We start from the raw sequence: 19,322 nt of genomic DNA on the forward strand, positions 1-19,322 counted from the left end.
ACTCCGGGTTGGCTCAACGTGTCCAATCAATAGTCTATGGCGGATAACGCACATGAAGCTTGTTTACTTGCTCCATATTCGCCCAGTTATGCACTATTCTTGCGTTATATGGATAAACAGCGCGAGGTATCGTGCGCGTGAACGCACTCGACCGCACCGATCTGCGGATGCTGGCCGTGCTGCAAGGCGAAGGCCGCATCACCAATGCCGAGCTGGCCGAGCGCGTCAGCCTGTCGCCTTCGGCGTGTCTGCGCCGGCTGCAGCGGCTGGAGTCGGACAAGATCATCACCGGCTATGCAGCGCAGGTTGATCCGCAGGCGGTTGGTTTGGGCCTGCAGGCATTCGTGCGCGTGCAGCTGACCAAGCACGAGAGTGCGGCGATCGAAGGCTTCGTCGAGCGCGTCAACGGCTGGGACGAAGTGGTCGCCTGTCATGCGCTCACGGGCGACATGGATTATCTGCTGCACGTGCATGTCGCCGATCTACAGGACTTCTCGCGCTTTCTGCTGGATCATCTGCTCAACGCCGCGGGTGTCGCCGACGTCAACTCCAGTTTCGTATTGCGCACCGTCAAGCGCTCACCTTCACTGCCGCTGACTCAGTTGCAGCGTTGAGCATTCAAGCGCGTGCCGATTAACGCTAAACTAACTGACTAATGAGCCCCGAATTCGTTCCCGCCACCTCGCCTGACCGACTGCGCCCACTGCGCTATCTGTGGCGCGTGCCGCTGCTGCTCGGACACATCTTGCTGGGCATTCTGCTTGCACTGATTGTCACCTGGAATCGCCTGGCGGTGATGCAGGGTGGCCGCGAGCCGCTGTCGCACCGGCTGATCCGCTGGTGGTCGCGCATGCTGTTGCGGATCTTCGGCATGCGTTCGGTCCGCATCGGCCGGCCGATGCCCGATGCCGTTCTGTTTGTCGCCAACCATACGTCGTGGATTGACATCGTCATGCTGCACAGCCAGCGCGCGGCATGTTTCGTGGCCAAGTCGGAGATCGCGCGCTGGCCGCTGGTCGGCTGGATGGCCGCCTGCGCGGGCACCATCTTCCATCGCCGTGGCAATAACCATTCGCTCTCCTCAGTGATGCAGGTGATGGTCGAACGCCTGCGCGGCGGCCGTTCGGTGGCGGTTTTCCCGGAGGGCGGCAGTGGCTACAACGGGGTATTGAAGGTTTTCCACGCACGCATTTTCCAGGCCGCGCTGGATGCCGAAGTGCCGGTGCAGCCGGTGGCGCTGCGCTTTGCCCGTCATGGTGTGCGGATCATTGATGCTGGCTTCCGCGTCAACGAGAGCTTTGTGCACAACATCCTGCGCCTGCTGGGTGAGGCGCCGCTGGATGCCGAAGTGCATTTTCTCGCCGTTGTGCCTGCCTCCCCGGACGCGCGCCGACGCATGGCCGAGCAATCGCGCGAACGCATTGCCAGCGCGCTCGGTGATCACATCGCGAGCGACGTTGTCGAATGAGTCTGCTGCGTGGCGCCGACTTCCGTCCGCCTTGGCCGCTGCGCAGCGGCCATACCCAGACCTTGTTGTCCTCCAGTGGTGTGCGCCGTTACCTGTTGCCGCGCACCGCAAAAACCGTGATGCAGGGCGCCGAGCCGGTCATCGTCGATGGCGGCAACGGTGTGCGACTTACCGGCGCTTACACGGCACAGAAAACGCACCCGCAGTCGCGCGGCCTCGCTGTACTTTTCCATGGTTGGGAAGGCAGCGTCGATTCCACCTACGTGTTGCAGACAGGCAGTCGCCTGCTGCTCGATGGCTGGGACATTCTGCGGCTCAATTTCCGCGATCACGGCGAAAGCTTCGCCTACAACGAAGCCCTGTTCCACTCCAACCGGATTGATGAAGTGGTCCACGCGCTGGCTGATATCGCCCAGCGCTGGCCGGCGCGTCCGATGGCACTGGCCGGCTTTTCGCTGGGCGGCAATTTCGCCCTGCGCGCCGCCTTGAAGGCGCCAGCGCTGGGCATACCACTCTCTTATGTCTTGGCAATTTGTCCGATCATCGATCCTGCCGAGGGCCTGTTCTCGCTGGAGCGGAAAGCGCGCTGGTTCTACAACGCCTACTTCATGCAGAAGTGGCGGCAATCACTGCGCGCCAAGCAAGCAGCGTTTCCGCAGCAGCAGTATTTCGAGCTGTCCGAGCTGAAGCAAGACATGCGCGGCCTCACCGAAGCGCTGGTACTGCGGCATACCGACTTCGGCTCGCTGGAAGAGTATCTGGATGGCTATTCGGTCGCTGGCGACGCGCTGGCCGGTATGCAGATACCGGCCACCATCCTCACCGCGCAGGACGATCCGGTCATTCCGATCAACGCGTTCAAGCAGCTGCAGCTGCCACCGAATATCGAACTGGATATTTCCCGCTACGGCGGCCACTGCGGTTTTATCCGCAACTGGGGCATGACCAGCTTCACCGACGACTACATCGCCGATCGTTTCAATGCGATCGCCGACAGCAAGGTAGCCGGCATCGGTTGACCGGCGCGGGTTGTCGCTTGCCGCACTGCGGTTTGACAGTGTCGATGGGATCGCATCAACTCTGTGGTTTGCGCTTGATGCGTTACGGCCTCCATGGGTGAGATGACCTGTCGCATCGGGCGAGCGCCATTGACACAAACTCCCAGAGGATTCGGCATGAAGGCATCGGCATCGCGCCAGACACGGCGCGCCGCAGGAACACTCGCCACATTCGTCACCGCCGCGCTTTTGATTGGTGGCGCGGCGGCGGCGAGAGCAACGGTAGAGACCTTCCAGAGTTCGTTCGAAGCCGGTCAGCCCCAGCCTCTTGCCATGACGACCAGCCCAACCTTCAGCGCCCAGGTCGACGGCGGCCCGGGCAAGGATGTGGTGCTCACCGCCAAACCTGGCGTCGGTTTCACCGGCCTGCGTTCGCTGCACTATCGCGGTAGCGCCGACGGCAGCCAACAGCAGAAGCTGTTCGATATCGATCTGCCGGTGCGCGCGGACACGCAGCTTTCCTATGTGATTTTTCCGCAACGGGTCGAGGATGACCTGCGCAATCCGGCCAACTACGTTGTGGTGGACCTGGTTTTCGACGACGGCAGCCGTCTGTCGACCAGTGGTGCGCTCGACCAGCATCGTGTACCTGCGACAGCGCGCGGGCAGGGTGATGGCCGTGTGCTGTATCCGGACCAATGGAATTTCGTTTCGATCGATCTCGGCCGCGTTGCGGCGGGTCGGCGCGTGAAGCAGATCGTGCTGGACCACGATGGTCCGGCAGCCAGCATTGAAGGCTATGTCGACGACATCCGCATTGGCAGCGAAGTGCCGGAGACGCGCCAGCAGCCGGCCGATTTCGTCGAGACGCGGCGCGGCAGCAATGCCAATTTCCACTTCTCGCGCGGCAATGTCTTTCCGGCGATGGCTGTGCCGCACGGCTTCAACTTCTGGACGCCAGTCACCGATGCCAGTACCGACTGGCTCTACCAGTATCAGGATCACAACGGTGCGGATAATCACCCGCGCTTGCAGGCTTTCCAGCTCTCGCACGAGCCCAGCCCGTGGATGGGCGAGCGGCAAACGCTGCAGCTCATGCCCGAGGCACAGGCCAGCGGTGTGCCGCTGCTCGATCGGGCCGCGCGTTCGTTAGGCTTTACCCACGTCAACGAAACGGCGCATGCGCATGATTACCGTGTGGCATTCGACAACGGCATCGTTACCGAGATGACGCCGACCGACCACGCGGCGATGTTCCGCTTCACCTTCGCCGGCGCGACATCGCAGTTGCTGTTCGATAACCTCACCGACCAGGGCGGTATCACGCTCGACCCGTCGGGGCGCAGCTTCAGCGGCTATTCGGACGTCAAGAGCAAGTTGAGTACCGGCGCCGGTCGGCTTTTCTTCTATGGCACGGTCGATCAGCCGGTGCAGCGCAGCGGCCGACTCACCGGTGCGGGGCGAGACCATGTCGCCGCATGGCTCGGTTTCGATACGCGCATCAACAAGACCGTGAACCTGCGCATCGCCACCTCGCTGATCAGCCTCGATCAGGCTAAACACAATCTCGCGCTAGAAATCGCACCGGACGACACGCTGGAAAGCGTGCGCGATCGCGCTGCACAGCAGTGGAACGCACTGCTCGGTGCTGTGCAGGTCGACGGCGCCAGCCGCGACGAAAAAACCACGCTCTATTCCAATCTCTACCGGCTGTTCCTGTATCCGAACGAGGCTTACGAAAACACCGGCAGCGCCGCGCAGCCGGTGTATCGCTACGCTAGCCCGTTCTCCGCACCGGTCGGTGCCGACACGCCCACACAGACCGGCGCGCACGTGGTCGACGGCAAGGACTTCGTCAACAACGGCTTCTGGGATACCTATCGCACCGCGTGGCCGGCCTATGTGTTGCTCACGCCCACGCAGGCCGGCGAAATGATCGACGGCTTCGTGCAGCAGTATCGCGACGGCGGCTGGATCGCGCGCTGGTCCTCGCCTGGCTACGCCGACCTGATGGTCGGTACCAGCGCCGACGTGGCTTTTTCCGACGCATGGTTGAAGGGCGTGCGCAACTTCGACGTGGCTTCGTTCTACCAGTCGGCGTTGAAGGATGCTTCGGTAGTGAGCCCGCTGGCCGGTACGGGTCGCAAGGGGTTGCAGCGCTCGATCTTCAACGGCTACACCGATACCGGTGTGGACGAGGGTCTGTCGTGGTCGATGGACGGCTATATCAACGACTTCGCCATCGGCAACCTCGCCGATGCGCTGGCGACACAGCACGCCGCGGACGATCCGTACGCGGCGTATTACGCAGACGACGCGCGTTACTACCGTAATCGCGGACTCGACTACGTCAACCTGTTCAATGCCGACGTCGGGTTCTTCGTTGGCCGCGCCGCCAACGGTCAGTGGCGCTACGGCAAGGCAGACTTCGATCCGATCCGCTGGGGCGGTGACTACACCGAAACCGACGCGTGGAACATGGCCTTCCATGCACCGCAGGACGGTGCCGGACTTGCCGCGCTCTATGGCGGCCGTGCCGGACTTGCCGCCAAACTCGATGCCTTCTTCGCCACGCCTGGCAACTTCCACGTCGGTACTTACGGCGAGCCGATCCACGAAATGCTGGAGGCGCGCGACGTGCGCATGGGTCAGTACGGCCACAGCAACCAGCCATCGCACCACATCCTCTACATGTACGACGTTGCCGGTCAGCCGTGGAAGACGCAGGACAAGGTGCGCGATGCGCTGTCGCGCCTCTACGTCGGCAGCGAGATCGGCCAGGGCTATCCGGGCGACGAGGATAACGGCGAGATGTCCGCCTGGTATGTCTTCAGTGCGGCCGGTTTCTATCCACTGCGCATGGGTACGCCGGAATACGTGATCGGCGCGCCGTACTTCCCGCATATGGACGTCCGTCTGGAAAACGGCAAACACATCGTTATCGAGGCGCCGGCTGTCAGCGACACCAATCGCTATATCCAGAGCCTGCGCGTCAACGGCCAGCCGTGGAACCAGCTCACCTTGCCACACGCGCTGCTGGCGCAAGGCGCGACGCTCGACTTTGTGATGGGTCCGAAACCGTCGTCATGGGGTAGCGAGAAGTCGTCACTGCCTGCGTCGCTCACGGCCGAAGGCGAGAAGCCGCAGCCGATGCGTGATCTCACCGGTGCAGGGCAAGGACAGGCCAGTAGTCAGCCGACGATTACCAAACTGGATGCGCTGTTCGATAACGATTCCGATACCGAAGCCACGTTGCCAGTCGTCGCGTCGACGGTGAGCTGGCATTTCCCGCAAGCCCGCGAGGTTGCCATGCTTACGCTGACGTCTGGTGCGAGTGCCGCCGCACCTTCAAGCTGGCAACTGCAAGCATCCAGCGACGGCAAGCACTGGCATACCGTGGATACGCGTAAGAACGAGCGCTTTCTCACGCCACGCCAGACGCGTGTCTTTGGCCTGCGGGCGCCAGGCAGTTACGCGTATTACCGGTTGAGCTTTCCCGCTACGGATGGTGCGGCAAAAGCCCTAGCGGAAATTGAATTGATCGGGCGGATAGATTCCAGGAATCAGTGAATCGCAGGAATCACCCGCTGCCGCATCCAGCACGCAATACTCATTCGCTGCCGTGTGGCGGGTAGTACCTCATGCTCGAATTGCGCCGATAGAAAGAGCACCAGCGTGCCGGCGCGTGGATAGATATCGCGGTGGGACGCATCGGCCAGATAAAGCCGCAGCGCCCCGCCTTCGACATCCTGCCAGTCGGCGTTGAGGTAGAACACGGCCGAAACGACGCGGGCATCGCTACGGCGCAGCTGATCGAGATGCCTGGCGTAGCCCGCGCCCGCTGGATACACCGCGTACTGCGACTCGCTGTCGACCAGGCCAAGCATCAGATGACGGCTGAGTGCGATGCGCAGCTCGTCCACGCGATCGGCAAAGGCCTGCTGCGGTGCGCTCAGTGCGCCGGATAAAAACCAGCGCGTGCTGTCGCCGCGCAATATCGTTATCGCGCGATCGATTCCAGTGGCGGCGGGCGTCAGCAAATGTTCGGCATGCATGGCCATGCACTCGTTGGCGAGCGCCTGCGTCTGCGTCGACGTCATCAGGTCCGGGATAACGCACCAGCCGTTCGCGGCGAGCGCACTCGTCGCGGTATCGAACTCATGGGGCAACATCGGTGCTGAGTACTCTGATCGTGCGCGTAGTGCGCTAGCGCCCTTGCGGGCAGTCTCGACCAGACACGGAGGAGGGAGTTTGCAGCGGCGTTCGAGTAAAGCGGATTCGCAATATGCGAATCCGCTCTTCCTGCAGCATACGCCGAAAGCCAACGCTGGCTCGAGCTCACCTTATCGCTTGCGCAGTGGCTCCAGCAGCGATGACAGCCCGTTGTGGTCCAGCTCCAGCATCAGCGCCAGCAACCGTCCCAAATCCCCCTTGGGAAACCCCTTTCGCGCAAACCACGCGAGATAGGCACCGGGCAGGTCGGCGATCAGCCGGCCCTGGTATTTGCCATAGGGCATGGTGACAGTCACCAGCCGCTGCAAATCCTCTGCTTCCATCGTGTGGTTTCCTTCGGGTTATTTGGCAAACAGCTTCGAGCGATCGGCGAACGCCTTGAATTCAAGCGCATTGCTGCAGGGATCGAGCAGAAACATCGTGGCCTGTTCACCGGCCTGACCCTGAAAGCGTACGTGCAGTTCGATTACGAAGCGCGTGCCGGCTGCTTGCAGGCGGTTGGCCAGTGCATCCCACTCGTCCATTGACTTCACAAGCAGCAGCGAGCGTGGGTGTCCAAGCTTGTACTAGGCGACTGGCTGCAAGAGCGCGGAGAGTTGGCACCATTCACTGATCATGTTGCGTGTGGACCTTGAAATTGCCCTTTTCAAAAATATCCGCTTAAACGGCAATGATACCGACGTTCAATCCGCGGCCACACAACGGCCCTGTGCCCACGCTCTCAACGTCTCCACTTTCTCGTGCATCAACACCGACAGCGGCCGCGTCTGCTTGAGTGCGTTGAGCAGCGTTGATTGATCGAGCGGCACGTTGTTGCTGGCGGCGTCGTATAAAGCACTGACGATGGTCTGCTCGATTTCGGCACCGGAGAAGCCGCTGCTGGCTTCGGCCAGGACAGGCAAGTCAAAACCAGTCGGATCGAGTTTGCGGCGGGTGAGGTGGAGGGTGAAGATCGTTTCGCGCACGCTGGCGTGTGGCAAGTCGACAAAAAAGATTTCGTCGAAGCGCCCTTTGCGCAGCAGTTCGGCGGGTAGCTCGTCGACGGTGTTGGCGGTGGCGACGACGAAGACCTTGGCCTTGCGTTCGGCCATCCAGGTGAGCAGGTAGCCGAGCACGCGACGCGACACGCCGCCATCATCGCCGCCGCCGGCGAGGCCTTTCTCGATTTCATCGATCCACAGCACGCATGGCGCCAGTAGCTCGGTGCTGGCCAGCGCTTCGCGCAGATTCTTTTCGGTTTCGCCCTGATACTTGTTGTAGAGCGTGCCGAAATCCAGTCGTACCAGCGGCACGCCGAAGCCACCGGCGATGGCTTTCGATGCGAGGCTCTTGCCGCAGCCCTGCACGCCGAGCAGCAGCACGCCCTTGGGTGGATCGAGCATTGGCGTGGCGGACGGATCGAGAAACACCGCTCGCCGCCGCTGTACCCATTCGCGCACGCGGCTGACGCCGGCGATATCGGCGAAGCTGGCGGTGGCGTATTCGTAATGCAGCAGGCCGGAGCGGTTGAGCAGGTCGAACTTGGCCTGCATCAGTTCGGGCAAGTCGGCGTGATTGAGCGCGCCGTCGTTGTAGATCAGCTTGCGCACAATGCGCCGCGCGTCTGGCGCGGACAGGCCCAGCAGGTTGCGAACGATGATGCGCGCGGCCTCACCGTCCACCTCGACGCGGCGACCCTGTTCGTTCTGCCAGGCGGCCGCTTCGCCGCGCAGAATGCCGGCCAGTTCCTTGATGTCGGGCAGCGACAGCGGGACACGTAGCGCCAGTGCTTCGAGCTCTTCGGGCAATTCGATTTTTGCGCCGATCAGCACAATGGTATGCGCCACCGAGTGCTGCCGCTGCACAATCTCGCGCAGCATGCGCAGTGTCATCGCGTAGCCCAGAAACGGATGGAAATCGAACAGCAGGAAGATGCCCGGCTCGCTGGCCGCGCGAATCGCCTCCAGTGTGGCGGTGGCATCGGGTGCGGACTGGGATTCTCGTTGAGCGAAGTCCAGTCGGGTCAGTCCGTCGGTGAGGGTCCAGCGCCACAGTGGGCGCAGCGACTGCGCGATCACGTGCCGAAAGCATTCGATCACCCGCTGTTCGTCGACGGTTTCGATCACCAGCAGTGGCGTGCTCGCGCGTACCAGCGTGGTGAGATCCTGCAATTCGCTCATGCACCCTCCAATCGAAGTACGCCACGTTAGCAGAGCACCGCGTGGTTCCACCGGCGAGGCATGACTTCCCGCATGGCATGACTTCCCTCATGGGGCACCACTCGATAAACGACGTAGGCTGCGACATCCGCCCGTCGGGCCCGATCGAGCGACAAGCGATGAACAGCCGCAAGCGTTGGTGCAGGATTTCCTCGATCGCCATGCTGACGACGTTGGCTCTGGCGAGTACGGCCGCGGCGCATGCGTCTGCACTACCTCGACTGGATGGTTCCCGTGAAGGCATCGCTGGCCGCCCTGGCTGCGAGCAGATCGATGCGCATGCCTGCCTCGGCCTGGCGCTGACGGCGATGGGTGGCCGGGACACGTTGGCGGCCATCCACAACGTACAGTTCGACGTGATCGGGCATACCGCACTCACCGAACAGTCGTATCGGCAGGCGCCGTTCATCAGCAGCTACGAGCGCGATCAGTTGACCGTGGATTTCGACAAGAGTCGACTACTGAGCCATAGCCATGGCGTGTGGCCGGAAGCGGATCCGCATCAGGCGGAAAGCGATCTCACCTTGATCGCTACCCCCGAAGGCGGCGTGTACCGCACCAAGGACGGCGATTCAGCGTGTTCGGCGGCTGATCTGGAGGACACCCGCGCCACACTGGCGCTAGGACCGGAGCGATTGCTGCTTACTGCAGCGGCGGCAGCTGACCTGCATTACGCCAGCGGCGAATGGCTGCGTTCCACCCCGCACAGCGTGCTCGAATTCAAATGGCACGGGCAGCCGGTGCGTGTGCTGCTGAATGCTTTCAACCACCTGCCGGATGCATTCGAGCGCACGGCCACGTTCCAGGATTTCTGGTTCGCTTGGGGTGACGTCGAGCAGCGTGTTTACTACGACAACTGGAAGCTGTTGAATGGCACGGTGCTGCCAACCAATCGCATCGAGCAGCGCAACGGCGTGGTGTGGCAGTCAATGCAGGTACTCGATGCCAGCTTCAACACGACGCTGGATGACAAGACCTTCGCAATGGACTCGGCACTAGCGGCGAAGAGCGCGCAATCCAAAGGCTGGAACCGCGAGTTCAGCGACCAGCACCGCGTCGAGCTGGCGCCGGGCGTTGAACTCTACCGCGGCGCGTGGAATGCCACCCTGATCAAGCAGGACGACGGCGTGCTGGTGCTGGAAGCGCCGATCTCGCCGCATTATGTTGAAGGCGTGCTGGCCAAGGCGCGCAGCACGTTTGCCGGTGTGCCAATAAAGGCGGTGCTGTCCAGTTCCGATTCGTGGCCGCATATGGCCGGCGTGCGAGAGGCGGTAGCCGAGGGCTTGCCGGTGTACATCCTCGATCTGAACCAGCCGCTACTGGATCGGCTGGTGGCGGCCCCGCACCGCCTGGAGCCTGACCATTTGCAGTCCGCGCCGAAAGCCGCGCAATGGCATGTGGTCTCGGGCAAGCAGGAGATTGGCAGTGGGGCGAACCGCGTGGTGATCTACCCACTGCGTGGCGCTTCCACCGAGCGCCAGTACATGGTGTATTTCCCGCAGCACAAGCTGTTGTATGCCAGCGACACGTTGGCGCTCAATGCCGACCACACGCTATACGATCCGGAATTGATGCACGAAGTGGTGCAGGCGGTGGCGCGCGAGCATCTGGATGTAAACACGATCTACGCGATGCACGAAGGCCCGACGCTCTGGTCCGACGTGGTCCGTCTGGTCGACGTGGCGGCGAAATAGCCGCTTCGACCGACAGGCGTTAGCATCGCAGTCTGCCCGCTGATACGGAGACCGACCGATGCGTATGAAACTTTGGTGGTTGCTCTACCTGCTGGCGGCGCCGGCTTTCGCTGCACCGCAACTGGACCAGCTGACCCTGCCGAAGGGTTTCCATGTCGCGGTGTATTCGGACCAGGTACCGAAAGCGCGCGAGATCACGCTGGGCGCCAAAGGCACCGTGTTCGTCGGGTCCGGTGACGCAGGCAAGGTGTATGCGCTGACCGACAGCAAGCATGATGGTGTTGCCGACAAGGTGCGTGTGGTGGCGAGCGGCTTGGAGTCGCCGATCGGCGTGGCTTTCAAGAATGGCGATCTCTACGTGTCCGCCGTCAGCCGGATCGTGGTGCTGCGCGATATCGAGAATCATCTGGACGATCCACCGAAGCCAGAGTTGATCACCGACAAGCTGCCGACCGAGATGCATCACGGCACCAAGTTCATCGCCTTCGGTCCGGACGGCAAGCTGTATGTGCCGATCGGCGCACCGTGCAACATCTGCGACCCAGGTCCGGACCATGGCAAGCTCACCCGCATGAACGCCGATGGTAGCGGCATGGAAGACGTGGCGCACGGCATCCGCAACACGGTGGGTTTCGACTGGCAGCCCGGCACCAGGAAACTGTGGTTCACCGACAACGGGCGCGACATGATGGGTGACGATATGCCCAGTGACGAACTCAATCGCATCACCAGGATTGGCGAGCACTTTGGCTTTCCCTATTGCCAACAGGGCGACACGCTCGATCCTGAATTCGGCAAGGGCAAGAGCTGCAAGGATTACACGCCGCCTGTATTGAAGCTGGGTGCGCACGTTGCCTCGCTGGGTATGCGTTTCTACGAGGGCAAGCAGTTTCCGGCCAGCTACAAGGGCGCGATCATCGTGGCCGAGCACGGTTCGTGGAACCGTACGAAAAAATCCGGCTATCGGGTGATGACGGTGCGTCTGCAGGGCAGCAAGGTGCTGTCGTATGAACCGCTGATCACCGGCTTCGAGCAGGACGAACGCGCCTGGGGCCGACCGGTCGACGTGCAGCCGCTGCCCGACGGCAGCCTGCTGGTAAGCGACGATCTTGCAGGCGCGGTGTATCGCGTCACATACAAGCCTTGAGCATTTCGAGGGGTTACAACCTGCGGATTGATGCTCCGAATCTCCCGCCATCGCTCGTCGTCACCGTTTGTCAGGTGAGAGTCGGATACGACGTGAATGGACGCCCGAACGCCAAACCGACCCCTGCCCCCGCCTGAACAAACGTCGCCAGCGCGTGCAGATTGACGCCAACTCTCTTCACATGCGCATGGCATGGGCTATGGGTGAATAGCTGACCACATACCGGAGTCTCGTGTCTGCGGTTCACGGTTTATCCAACTTTGGCTCCCATTCAAGAGGACAACGCCATGCTTCACTACGCACTGGTTTTTCTGGTTATCGCGATCATCGCAGCGGTACTGGGTTTTGGCGGCATTGCCGGCGCCGCTGCAGGCATTGCGAAGATTCTTTTCGTCATCTTCCTGATTCTCGCCGTACTCGCCTTTTTCCGCCGCGCCAGATAATCAGGTCATGCGCTTGCGGAAGTGATGTGTCATCAAGTCACTTCCGCAAGCGAACCAATGCGTCGAAGTCATGCGTCATCGTCAGTCCTCAATGGAGCTTCCCATGAACAAGCACGTACAAACCCCCGAAGAACTGGTTGGCAACCGCATCGACGAGAGCGCCGAGCGCATCAAGCAGGCGACCTCCAATGCCGTGGCCAGCACCAAGGATGCCGTGGATCGCGCCGCCGACACGGTCGAAGAAGGTCTGCACCGCGCCACTGACAAGGTGGCCGATGCCGCCAACCGCACTACCGATAAAGCGGTCGAGATTGGTGAGCGCGGTCGTGAGGTCTATGACCAAACGCTGGATCGCGCCGACGCATGGTTGGAGCAGGCGCGCGACTATGTTCGCGAGAAACCGGTGCAGTCCGTCGCCATCGCGCTTGGCGCTGGCTGGTTGCTCGGTCGCATCCTGCGTCGTTGATCACGCAGGCTTGATAGGGGTTCAGGGAATGCAGCAATCAGAACCTACCCCCGGAACAGCGGCGCCGGAAACGGCGCCGTTGCCATCCGGGCTGGTGGCCGAACTTGGCCAGTTGGGGCGTGCGATAAAACATCTTTTCGGTGCCCAGTTGCATTTGCTGGCTGCCGAGCTTGGGCTTGCACGCAGCGCTGTGTCGTGGATGTTGCTGGCTGGTCTGGCAGCTACCGTTGCGGGCGTGGGACTGGGTCTGAGCCTGCTTGCGTTTGTCGGTCTGCTGCTGGCGAAGTGGTTTGGGTCGTGGGTGCTGGCATTGTTGGGTCTGTGCGTTTTGCAGGCACTGTTTCTGGCCGGTTCGCTCCTGCTGTTTCGCCGCTGCATGCATTGGATGAGTCTGCCGGTCACACGCGGCGAGTGGAATGAGATGATGCGCGATACCATGAGCAAGGCTCGACGCGAAATCGATGCCGAGCGCGCCGCACACGTCGAGACAGATCGCACCAAGGGAGACCGTGCATGAGCTTGTTCAGCCAGCTCGCCAGAGTGCGCGCCGCCAAGCTGGAGATGAATCTGGCACGGCAGGAAATGAGCCCGCCGGCAGCCGCGTTGCTCGCGCGCGGTCAACGCTATCCGCTGACGACCGTCGGCGCGGCGGCCGGTGCCGGATTCGTGCTGGGTACCCTCAACGTGCATCCGCTGCGTATTCCCGGGCTGGGTTCACTGCTCGGCGGCGGTCTGGCAGAAGCGGTGGCTTACGGTACGCGCCTGGTTTCCGAGCTGGGTGCGTTCGGGTTGGGTGGCGGCGCAGATTCAGGCAGAACTGATTCAGACAAGACCGATTCAGACGATACGGCGGCAACGGATACCAATAGCGGTCAATCATCATGACCCTGGCGATGACGCAGACGTCGGTTAGGCAACCGTCAACCATGCCGTCATCGCTTATCTTGTTTTCGCTCCATCGAATTTCGCTCATCGGCGCGCCGCCATGAAGGAGCCGGGCCACCTGCCAACGCGCGCCGCGATCATCAGCGATCGTAACGATGCTGTTCCGCTACCGCCCGGTAACGACGCGGCAGATGCCGATTGCGAAGCGCCAGGCGCGCACGGTCGCGGATTGCAGACGACGCGCGGCACGCTGCGGCACTTGCGTGCTATCCGCGTGATCTTGAACAGCATGCTGTTGCTGGCGTTGCTGTACACCGTCACGTTGACCAAGTCGTTGCTGATACCGCTGGTGCTGGCAGCTTTCCTGGGGCTGGCATTGAACCCGATCGTGGCCGCTGGCTCCCGCCGCGGCCTGCCGCGCTGGCTCTGCGCCAGCGTGTTGATGATGGCGCTGGTGGGCACGATTGGTTTTGGCGTAAGCAAGGTGGCACAGCCGGCGATGGGCTGGATCCAGGGCGCGCCGGCCACGATGAAAGAGCTGCTGCCCAAGTTCAGAAACATCACCGCACCATTCGAGATGGCCAATCGTGCCACGCAGAATCTGGTGAACGGTCCGCCGTCGCGCGCTCATCCAGCCGCGGCAACGGCCACGGTCTCCATCAGTACGTGGGATGTTCTGGCCGAGACCCCGGCCGTGATCGCCGCGATGCTCACCGTCACCCTGCTGGTGTTCTTTTTCCTGGTGTTCGGCGACACCTTGCTGCGACGGCTGGTGGAAATCGTTCCTGATTTTCAGGCCAAGCGACATGCCGTGGTCATCGTGCGCAGCATCCAGACCGAGGTGTCGCGTTACATTCTCACCACCTCGCTGATCAATCTGAGCCTGGGACTATTTACGGCGACCATGCTGTGGTGGCTGAAGATGCCCGATCCGCTGCTGTGGGGCACGGTGGCGATGATGGCCAATTACATTCCGTACGTTGGCGCGATCACCACCACCACGATTTTGATGATGGTTGGACTGGTGCACTTCGATCAGCTCGGTCAGGCGCTGCTGCCGGCGTTGTGTTTCATCGGCTTCACCATCGTCGAAGGCAACCTGATTACGCCGATGGTGCTGGGCCGGCGCATGCGCGTCAGCCCGATCGCGATTCTGCTCTGGCTGCTGGTATGGGGCTGGCTCTGGGGTATTCCCGGCGCATTGCTGGCGGTGCCGATGTTGACCAGCGTCAAGTTGATCACCGAGCGCATTCGTGGCTGGGGCTGGTTTGCGGTGATGGTGCAGCGTTGAGGGCCGTTACCGCTTCACCGTGTCCGATGGGGATTGCTTCAGCCACCCGGCAAGCGAAAGTCGCCAGATGCCCGACTGCCCGGTGACATAAACTGTGTCGCCGTCGGTCGAGACATGCGCGCCCCACGGCAGATCCTTGTTGACGACATCGCCCAGGTCGATCGGTCGGCTCCAGTGATCGCCTTGCCTGAAGGCGATGCACAGGCGGCCGAGGCCACCCTTGGTCTTGCCGTAGTCGAACACGATGAATGACTGGTCGGGCGCGATCGCGGGATCATGCGTGGAGACGTCGGGATCGCCGAGGCCGGCGCGCACGGCAGGCAGGTAGCTTCCGTTGCGATACAGCGAGCGCCAGATATGCATTGCCCGCGCTTTCTTGTCCCAACGGATGAAATACAAGGTCCCGTCGGTCGCGATGCTCGCAAAATCGACGAAGGGATCGTCATTGATGATCGGCCCCAACCACACCGGGGTCCCCCACGCATTGCCCTTGCGCTCCACTTTCCAGATGTTGCTGCCCGGCGCGTTGCCGCCGACAAAGTAGTCCTGCGTCAGCGGCTGGCCGCCAGGCGTCGTTGGTCGGTCGGAATTGAACAACAGGTACGAACCGTCCGGCGAGACGACCGGATCCTGGTCGAACCAGTGGCCTGAAAAGCCCGCGATTTGCGGCTTCGACCAGTGACCGTTGACCTTCTGCGCGACCATGATGGTCTTGTGCGGCCCATTGCTGCGGTCGAAGAACACCGTATTGCCGTCAGGAGTGAAGGCGACGGTGTCGTCGCTGTCCGGATGGATGATGCCGTCGAGCGTGATCGGTGCGAGCGCCGCGATAGACGCCGCGCTGGCGGACGCGTGCGACGAGGCGAAACAGAGAACAACGGCCGCAAGGCAGAACGAACAGGCGATGGCGGGGATGCGGCTCATGGGGCATGACTTCTCAAGTGACGTATCTAATCGGGCTTTTGCTCAATGCCGAAGCGCAAGGCGTGATCCCGTTTTCCGTGTATCGGTGGCCGGCAACGATTAGATCGTGTCTTGTGACAGGTTGAGCAAGGTATAGGAGCGCTGCTCGCCCTCGAATTTGTCGCCGCCCTTGGACACCAGCGTCACGTGTCGCTGCACCATGATTTCATCGCTCACAATGACACCCTTGCATATCGTGGTGTAGCCACGCCATGTGGTCTTGCCGGGGATCACCGACACGTCGATTGTCTTTCCGGCCGTGGTGGTGATCTGCATCGGTGTCCCATTCTGCTGACGGTACTGATCGTCGGATGACGGGCCGCTACCACTGCCACTGCGGGTCAGCGTGATGGCATCATTGAGCGGGTCGACGCGAACCACCCGCACCTGCTCGGTGCCGGCCGGTCCGATTTCCCAGGGCTTGGGGATGGTGACTGTCCAGGTCGTTCCTACGCGGATGTCGTCCGGTGCGTTGCCCCACAACAAAGGATTGAAGGTCGTCCCGCTGGTTTCGTTGTCGACAGCACACTTGCTCTTGTAGCAATGGGTGATGCCGTCCTGAAGTGTCTTAACATCGTGGACTACGCCACTGGTTGGGTGCCCGTCATAACGATCCTCCTCATCGAAGATGAAGGCCTCCGGCGTTACACCGGTCACCCTATCGTTGGCGCTGCCGCTTATGCGATCGACCTTCTCATTGAATCCCGTTCCCTTTATCGAGACGGTTTTGGAAAACACATCGGACAGACGTTCTCCCACCTTGAGGTTGGGGCTTAGATACGCAGCGGTCGAATCGGCATAGGCCGATGAGCTCCCCAGGTAAAAGATCGAAGCGAAAAAAGCGGCAGTAGCGACAACACGGGAACGGGGGGTCATCACGATCTCCAAGGAATATTGCTTGCCAACAGGCTCCAAGAAGCCTGCAGCCGATCGAGATTCGCCGCGCCAGCTTTGTGATGTTCGGTATATCGGGCGTGACGAGTGGTCGGCAGTGATGCTCGAACGGTCAATGAAGTCAGCCGATGGATCAAGCCATGCCAAGTGCACGTCGCGCATGGGTGCGGAAGCGCCGACTGAGATGGAGCCGCGTGCCATCGCAAAGCACCACTTCGGCATTGCCCTGGAACAGCGGATGGACTTCGGCCACGCGATCGAGGTTGACCATGATGCCGCGGTGGATGCGCAGGAAACGCGCCGGGTCCAGCGTCGCCAGCAGGTGGCGCAGCGTATCGCGGTGCAGGAAGCGGGCATTGCCGACATGGAGGTGCACATAGTTGCCGTCGGCACGGATCCAGTCGATGTCGGCCGTGCTGATCACCCGGATATGTTCACCGTGGCGCACGCTGATTCGTTGCGCGTAATCGTCCGCGCCCGTCACGGCGGCGGGTTCGGGATTGGCGTGTGGCGCGTGCAGTCCCTGCCAGTGCTGGTTGACGCGCGTCATCGCCTGGTCGAAACGCGTCTGCTCGATCGGCTTGAGTACATAGTCCACGGCCCTGGCGTCGAATGCCCGCAGCGCGTGTTCGGCAAAGGCAGTGGCGAACACCACCAGAGGCAGGCAATCCGGTGCCAGTGTGTGCAGCAACTCGAAGCCATCCATGCCCGGCATCTGGATGTCCAGGAACAGCAGGTCCGGGCGTAATGCAAGCACCGCCTGCATCGCCTCGCCGGCATTGCCGCATTCGCCGACGATCTCCACTTCGGCATGCGACGCCAATGCCTGGCGTAATGCGAGGCGTGCCAGCACCTCATCGTCGACCAGCACGGCGCGCAGGCGTGGCGTCATGATGCGATGTGCACGACAAAGGGCAGGTGCACCTCGACGCGCACGCCGCCGCCGGCCAGCGGTGTGAGTTCGAGTCGCGCGGCGTCACCGAACAGCATGTGCAGGCGCGAACGCGTATTGCCCAGGCCAATGCCTTCCGGCGCGCCTTCCGGCGGTAGGCCGAGACCGTCGTCGTCAATACGTAGCTGCAGCTGGTCACCGGCACGTCGCGTGGAAATGCGCAGGATGCCGGCACCGGGCTTGTTCTGCAGGCCGTGGCGCAGCGCGTTCTCCACCAGTGGCTGCAGGATCAGGTTAGGTACCGCCGCGTCCAGAGTGTCGTCGTCCACGTCCAGCTGTGTGCTCAGCCGGTCCTGGAAGCGCACCTGCTGGATGCCGAGGTAGCACGCGAGGAATTCCAGCTCGCGCGACAGCGGCACTTGCGGTGCGTGGCATTCCTCCAGCGTGAGGCGCAGAAAATCGCTGAGCCGCGCAATCATCAGCCGTGCCTGCAGCGGATCGGCCAACGCCAGCGCCGAGATGGCGTTGAGCGTGTTGAACAGAAAGTGCGGTTGCAGCTGCATGCGCAATGCCTGCAGTTGCGACTGCGCCAATTGCGTCTCCAACTGCGTACGACGCAGGCGTTCGTCGCGCAGGTGCTGGCGCGATTCCATCCCGCGTAGCACCACCAGGATCACCCAGTAGGTCACCAGTCCTTGCTGGAACTTGTAGGCGAACTCCGTATGGATGAAGCCACCGAACGTATCCACCGGCATCTTGCCCGGGCCGCATAGGGTCCAGAAGATCAGCAACTGCAGCAGGGTCTGCGCCAGCGCGCCGCCGAGGCTGAGGGGTACATGCACAGCCAGCAGGCGCGGCCCGCCGAAGCCCGCCGTACGTCGCCCGAGCCAACCGATCCCGGCCGCCAGCAGCATCCACAGCCAGAAGTCGGCGAGGTTCCAGATCAGCCCGCGCAACCAGGCGGCATCGCGCCCTTCGCTGAGCGAGGACAGCCCCGAACTCAGTGCGTAGGACAGCGCCAGCAGCGTCCAGAAACCGAAGGCCAGCGCCCAGTTCCGGAGTCGCTGCGATCGGTTGTCGCCGGGTACCTGATCTTCGCCGACGATGGTCGTTGCTTGCGCCACGTTCATCCGCGCAGTGTGCCAGCGCCGGCCGTCAGACGGATGTGCCGGAAGGTACGCCGGCACGGGACGGTGTTCGCGTATCCGCAGATTCAAGCTGGCGGCTCCGTATCTCGGCGGCAGGTGAGTTCGTCGCCCGTCTGCCAGGCACCGCTGCCATCGAGGTGCGAATAGCTGACCCGGTATTGGGCATCACCGCTGCGCCGGAGTACGAAGCGATCGATGTAACCGCTGGTCGCGGCGTTCTGCATGCTCAGCGCGGTGCCGGTCCAGCCGGAAGAAACGTAGTGGCGCACGCCGCCGGTGTTGTCGAACACGATCATTACGAACTGCCTGGTGGCGTGGTCGTAGCCCCACCATTCGTCCGCGGCGTAGCGATCCGGCGATGTGTCCGCGTGCTGCATGCGCAGCCAGTGGCCGTCCATTTCGGTGCTGAAGGTCTCGCGGGAATGGATCGGCCTGCCGTTGGAGAACTGGCCGGCGCACTGCCATGTACCGACGAACCAGGCCAGTGGCGCCAGTTCATTCGTCATGCCGGTCGTGCCAGCGAGCGTGCTCGTAACTGTGAGGATCGCGAGAGTGAGCGGCAATCGCATGTCGGTCTCCTGCTTGCCGCACGCCCGGCATGT

20 protein-coding genes are annotated in these 19,322 nt (G+C 62.2%); 11 read left to right on the forward strand and 9 right to left on the reverse strand.

The genetic code is table 11. From position 1 onward, the window contains the following. Positions 1-137 precede the first annotated feature (137 nt). The 4 genes from HDE79_RS00715 to HDE79_RS00730 all read left to right on the forward strand — a co-directional run bounded on the left by HDE79_RS00715 (position 138) and on the right by HDE79_RS00730 (position 6,036). Entirely contained in the window at positions 138-614 is a 477-nt protein-coding gene (locus HDE79_RS00715; protein ID WP_184600015.1) for an Lrp/AsnC family transcriptional regulator, read from the forward strand. A 41-nt stretch (positions 615-655) separates the two neighbouring features. After that, positions 656-1,468, forward strand: a complete 813-nt coding sequence (locus HDE79_RS00720) for a lysophospholipid acyltransferase family protein (protein WP_184600016.1) — start codon at positions 656-658, stop codon at positions 1,466-1,468. Continuing rightward, positions 1,465-2,487: an alpha/beta fold hydrolase gene (locus HDE79_RS00725; RefSeq protein WP_184600017.1), complete on the forward strand. Its 1,023-nt coding sequence runs from the start codon at positions 1,465-1,467 to the stop codon at positions 2,485-2,487. The genes HDE79_RS00720 and HDE79_RS00725 overlap by 4 nt, the downstream gene beginning before the upstream one ends. Before the next feature lie 156 nt (positions 2,488-2,643). After that, complete coding sequence (locus HDE79_RS00730; protein WP_343205888.1) at positions 2,644-6,036, forward strand: GH92 family glycosyl hydrolase; 3,393 nt, start codon at positions 2,644-2,646, stop codon at positions 6,034-6,036. On the opposite strand, the gene HDE79_RS00735 is transcribed toward HDE79_RS00730, so the two are convergent. From HDE79_RS00735 to HDE79_RS00750, 4 genes are all read right to left on the reverse strand, one after another. Further along, a complete protein-coding gene (locus HDE79_RS00735) occupies positions 6,030-6,638 on the reverse strand; it encodes a 2OG-Fe(II) oxygenase (protein WP_184600018.1) in 609 nt (202 codons plus the stop codon). The two genes, HDE79_RS00730 and HDE79_RS00735, sit on opposite strands and share 7 nt — an antisense overlap. Before the next feature lie 171 nt (positions 6,639-6,809). Next, complete coding sequence (locus tag HDE79_RS00740) at positions 6,810-7,022, reverse strand: DUF3820 family protein (protein ID WP_184600019.1); 213 nt, start codon at positions 7,020-7,022, stop codon at positions 6,810-6,812. Positions 7,023-7,040: 18 nt separating this feature from the next. Beyond that, complete coding sequence (locus HDE79_RS00745) at positions 7,041-7,223, reverse strand: glyoxalase (RefSeq protein WP_255488198.1); 183 nt, start codon at positions 7,221-7,223, stop codon at positions 7,041-7,043. Positions 7,224-7,382: 159 nt separating this feature from the next. Next, complete coding sequence (locus HDE79_RS00750; RefSeq protein WP_184600020.1) at positions 7,383-8,858, reverse strand: AAA family ATPase; 1,476 nt, start codon at positions 8,856-8,858, stop codon at positions 7,383-7,385. A gap of 158 nt (positions 8,859-9,016) precedes the next feature. Here HDE79_RS00750 and HDE79_RS00755 point away from each other — a divergent pair, with 158 nt between their 5' ends. The 7 genes from HDE79_RS00755 to HDE79_RS00785 all read left to right on the forward strand — a co-directional run bounded on the left by HDE79_RS00755 (position 9,017) and on the right by HDE79_RS00785 (position 14,823). Then, positions 9,017-10,591, forward strand: coding sequence for a hypothetical protein (locus tag HDE79_RS00755; protein WP_184600021.1), 1,575 nt, complete (start codon positions 9,017-9,019; stop codon positions 10,589-10,591). 58 nt (positions 10,592-10,649) lie between these two features. Beyond that, positions 10,650-11,738 carry a PQQ-dependent sugar dehydrogenase gene (locus HDE79_RS00760; protein WP_184600022.1) on the forward strand — a complete coding sequence of 363 codons (1,089 nt, stop codon included), beginning with the start codon at positions 10,650-10,652 and terminating at the stop codon, positions 11,736-11,738. Positions 11,739-12,025: 287 nt separating this feature from the next. After that, positions 12,026-12,181, forward strand: coding sequence for a DUF1328 domain-containing protein (locus HDE79_RS00765; RefSeq protein ID WP_184600023.1), 156 nt, complete (start codon positions 12,026-12,028; stop codon positions 12,179-12,181). 103 nt (positions 12,182-12,284) lie between these two features. Further along, entirely contained in the window at positions 12,285-12,647 is a 363-nt protein-coding gene (locus HDE79_RS00770; protein ID WP_184600024.1) for a DUF883 family protein, read from the forward strand. Between the two features lie 28 nt (positions 12,648-12,675). Then, entirely contained in the window at positions 12,676-13,164 is a 489-nt protein-coding gene (locus HDE79_RS00775) for an ABC transporter ATP-binding protein (RefSeq protein ID WP_184600025.1), read from the forward strand. Continuing rightward, a complete protein-coding gene (locus HDE79_RS00780) occupies positions 13,161-13,532 on the forward strand; it encodes a hypothetical protein (RefSeq protein ID WP_184600026.1) in 372 nt (123 codons plus the stop codon). The genes HDE79_RS00775 and HDE79_RS00780 overlap by 4 nt, the downstream gene beginning before the upstream one ends. A gap of 100 nt (positions 13,533-13,632) precedes the next feature. Beyond that, positions 13,633-14,823 carry an AI-2E family transporter gene (locus HDE79_RS00785; protein ID WP_184600027.1) on the forward strand — a complete coding sequence of 397 codons (1,191 nt, stop codon included), beginning with the start codon at positions 13,633-13,635 and terminating at the stop codon, positions 14,821-14,823. A gap of 6 nt (positions 14,824-14,829) precedes the next feature. On the opposite strand, the gene HDE79_RS00790 is transcribed toward HDE79_RS00785, so the two are convergent. The 5 genes from HDE79_RS00790 to HDE79_RS00810 all read right to left on the reverse strand — a co-directional run bounded on the left by HDE79_RS00790 (position 14,830) and on the right by HDE79_RS00810 (position 19,289). Then, on the reverse strand, positions 14,830-15,747 hold the full coding sequence (locus HDE79_RS00790) for a PD40 domain-containing protein (RefSeq protein ID WP_184600028.1): 918 nt from the start codon (positions 15,745-15,747) through the stop codon (positions 14,830-14,832). A gap of 99 nt (positions 15,748-15,846) precedes the next feature. Further along, positions 15,847-16,842, reverse strand: a complete 996-nt coding sequence (locus HDE79_RS00795) for a hypothetical protein (protein WP_184600029.1) — start codon at positions 16,840-16,842, stop codon at positions 15,847-15,849. Then, complete coding sequence (locus HDE79_RS00800; protein ID WP_221439975.1) at positions 16,814-17,572, reverse strand: LytTR family transcriptional regulator DNA-binding domain-containing protein; 759 nt, start codon at positions 17,570-17,572, stop codon at positions 16,814-16,816. Before HDE79_RS00800 ends, HDE79_RS00795 begins: the two co-directional genes overlap by 29 nt. Further along, positions 17,569-18,789, reverse strand: a complete 1,221-nt coding sequence (locus HDE79_RS00805) for a histidine kinase (protein WP_255488199.1) — start codon at positions 18,787-18,789, stop codon at positions 17,569-17,571. Before HDE79_RS00805 ends, HDE79_RS00800 begins: the two co-directional genes overlap by 4 nt. Beyond that, entirely contained in the window at positions 18,786-19,289 is a 504-nt protein-coding gene (locus HDE79_RS00810) for a DUF1579 family protein (RefSeq protein ID WP_184600030.1), read from the reverse strand. The genes HDE79_RS00805 and HDE79_RS00810 overlap by 4 nt, the downstream gene beginning before the upstream one ends. Positions 19,290-19,322: the final 33 nt, after the last annotated feature.

Source organism: Rhodanobacter sp. MP1X3 (assembly GCF_014207165.1).
GTDB lineage: Bacteria > Pseudomonadota > Gammaproteobacteria > Xanthomonadales > Rhodanobacteraceae > Rhodanobacter.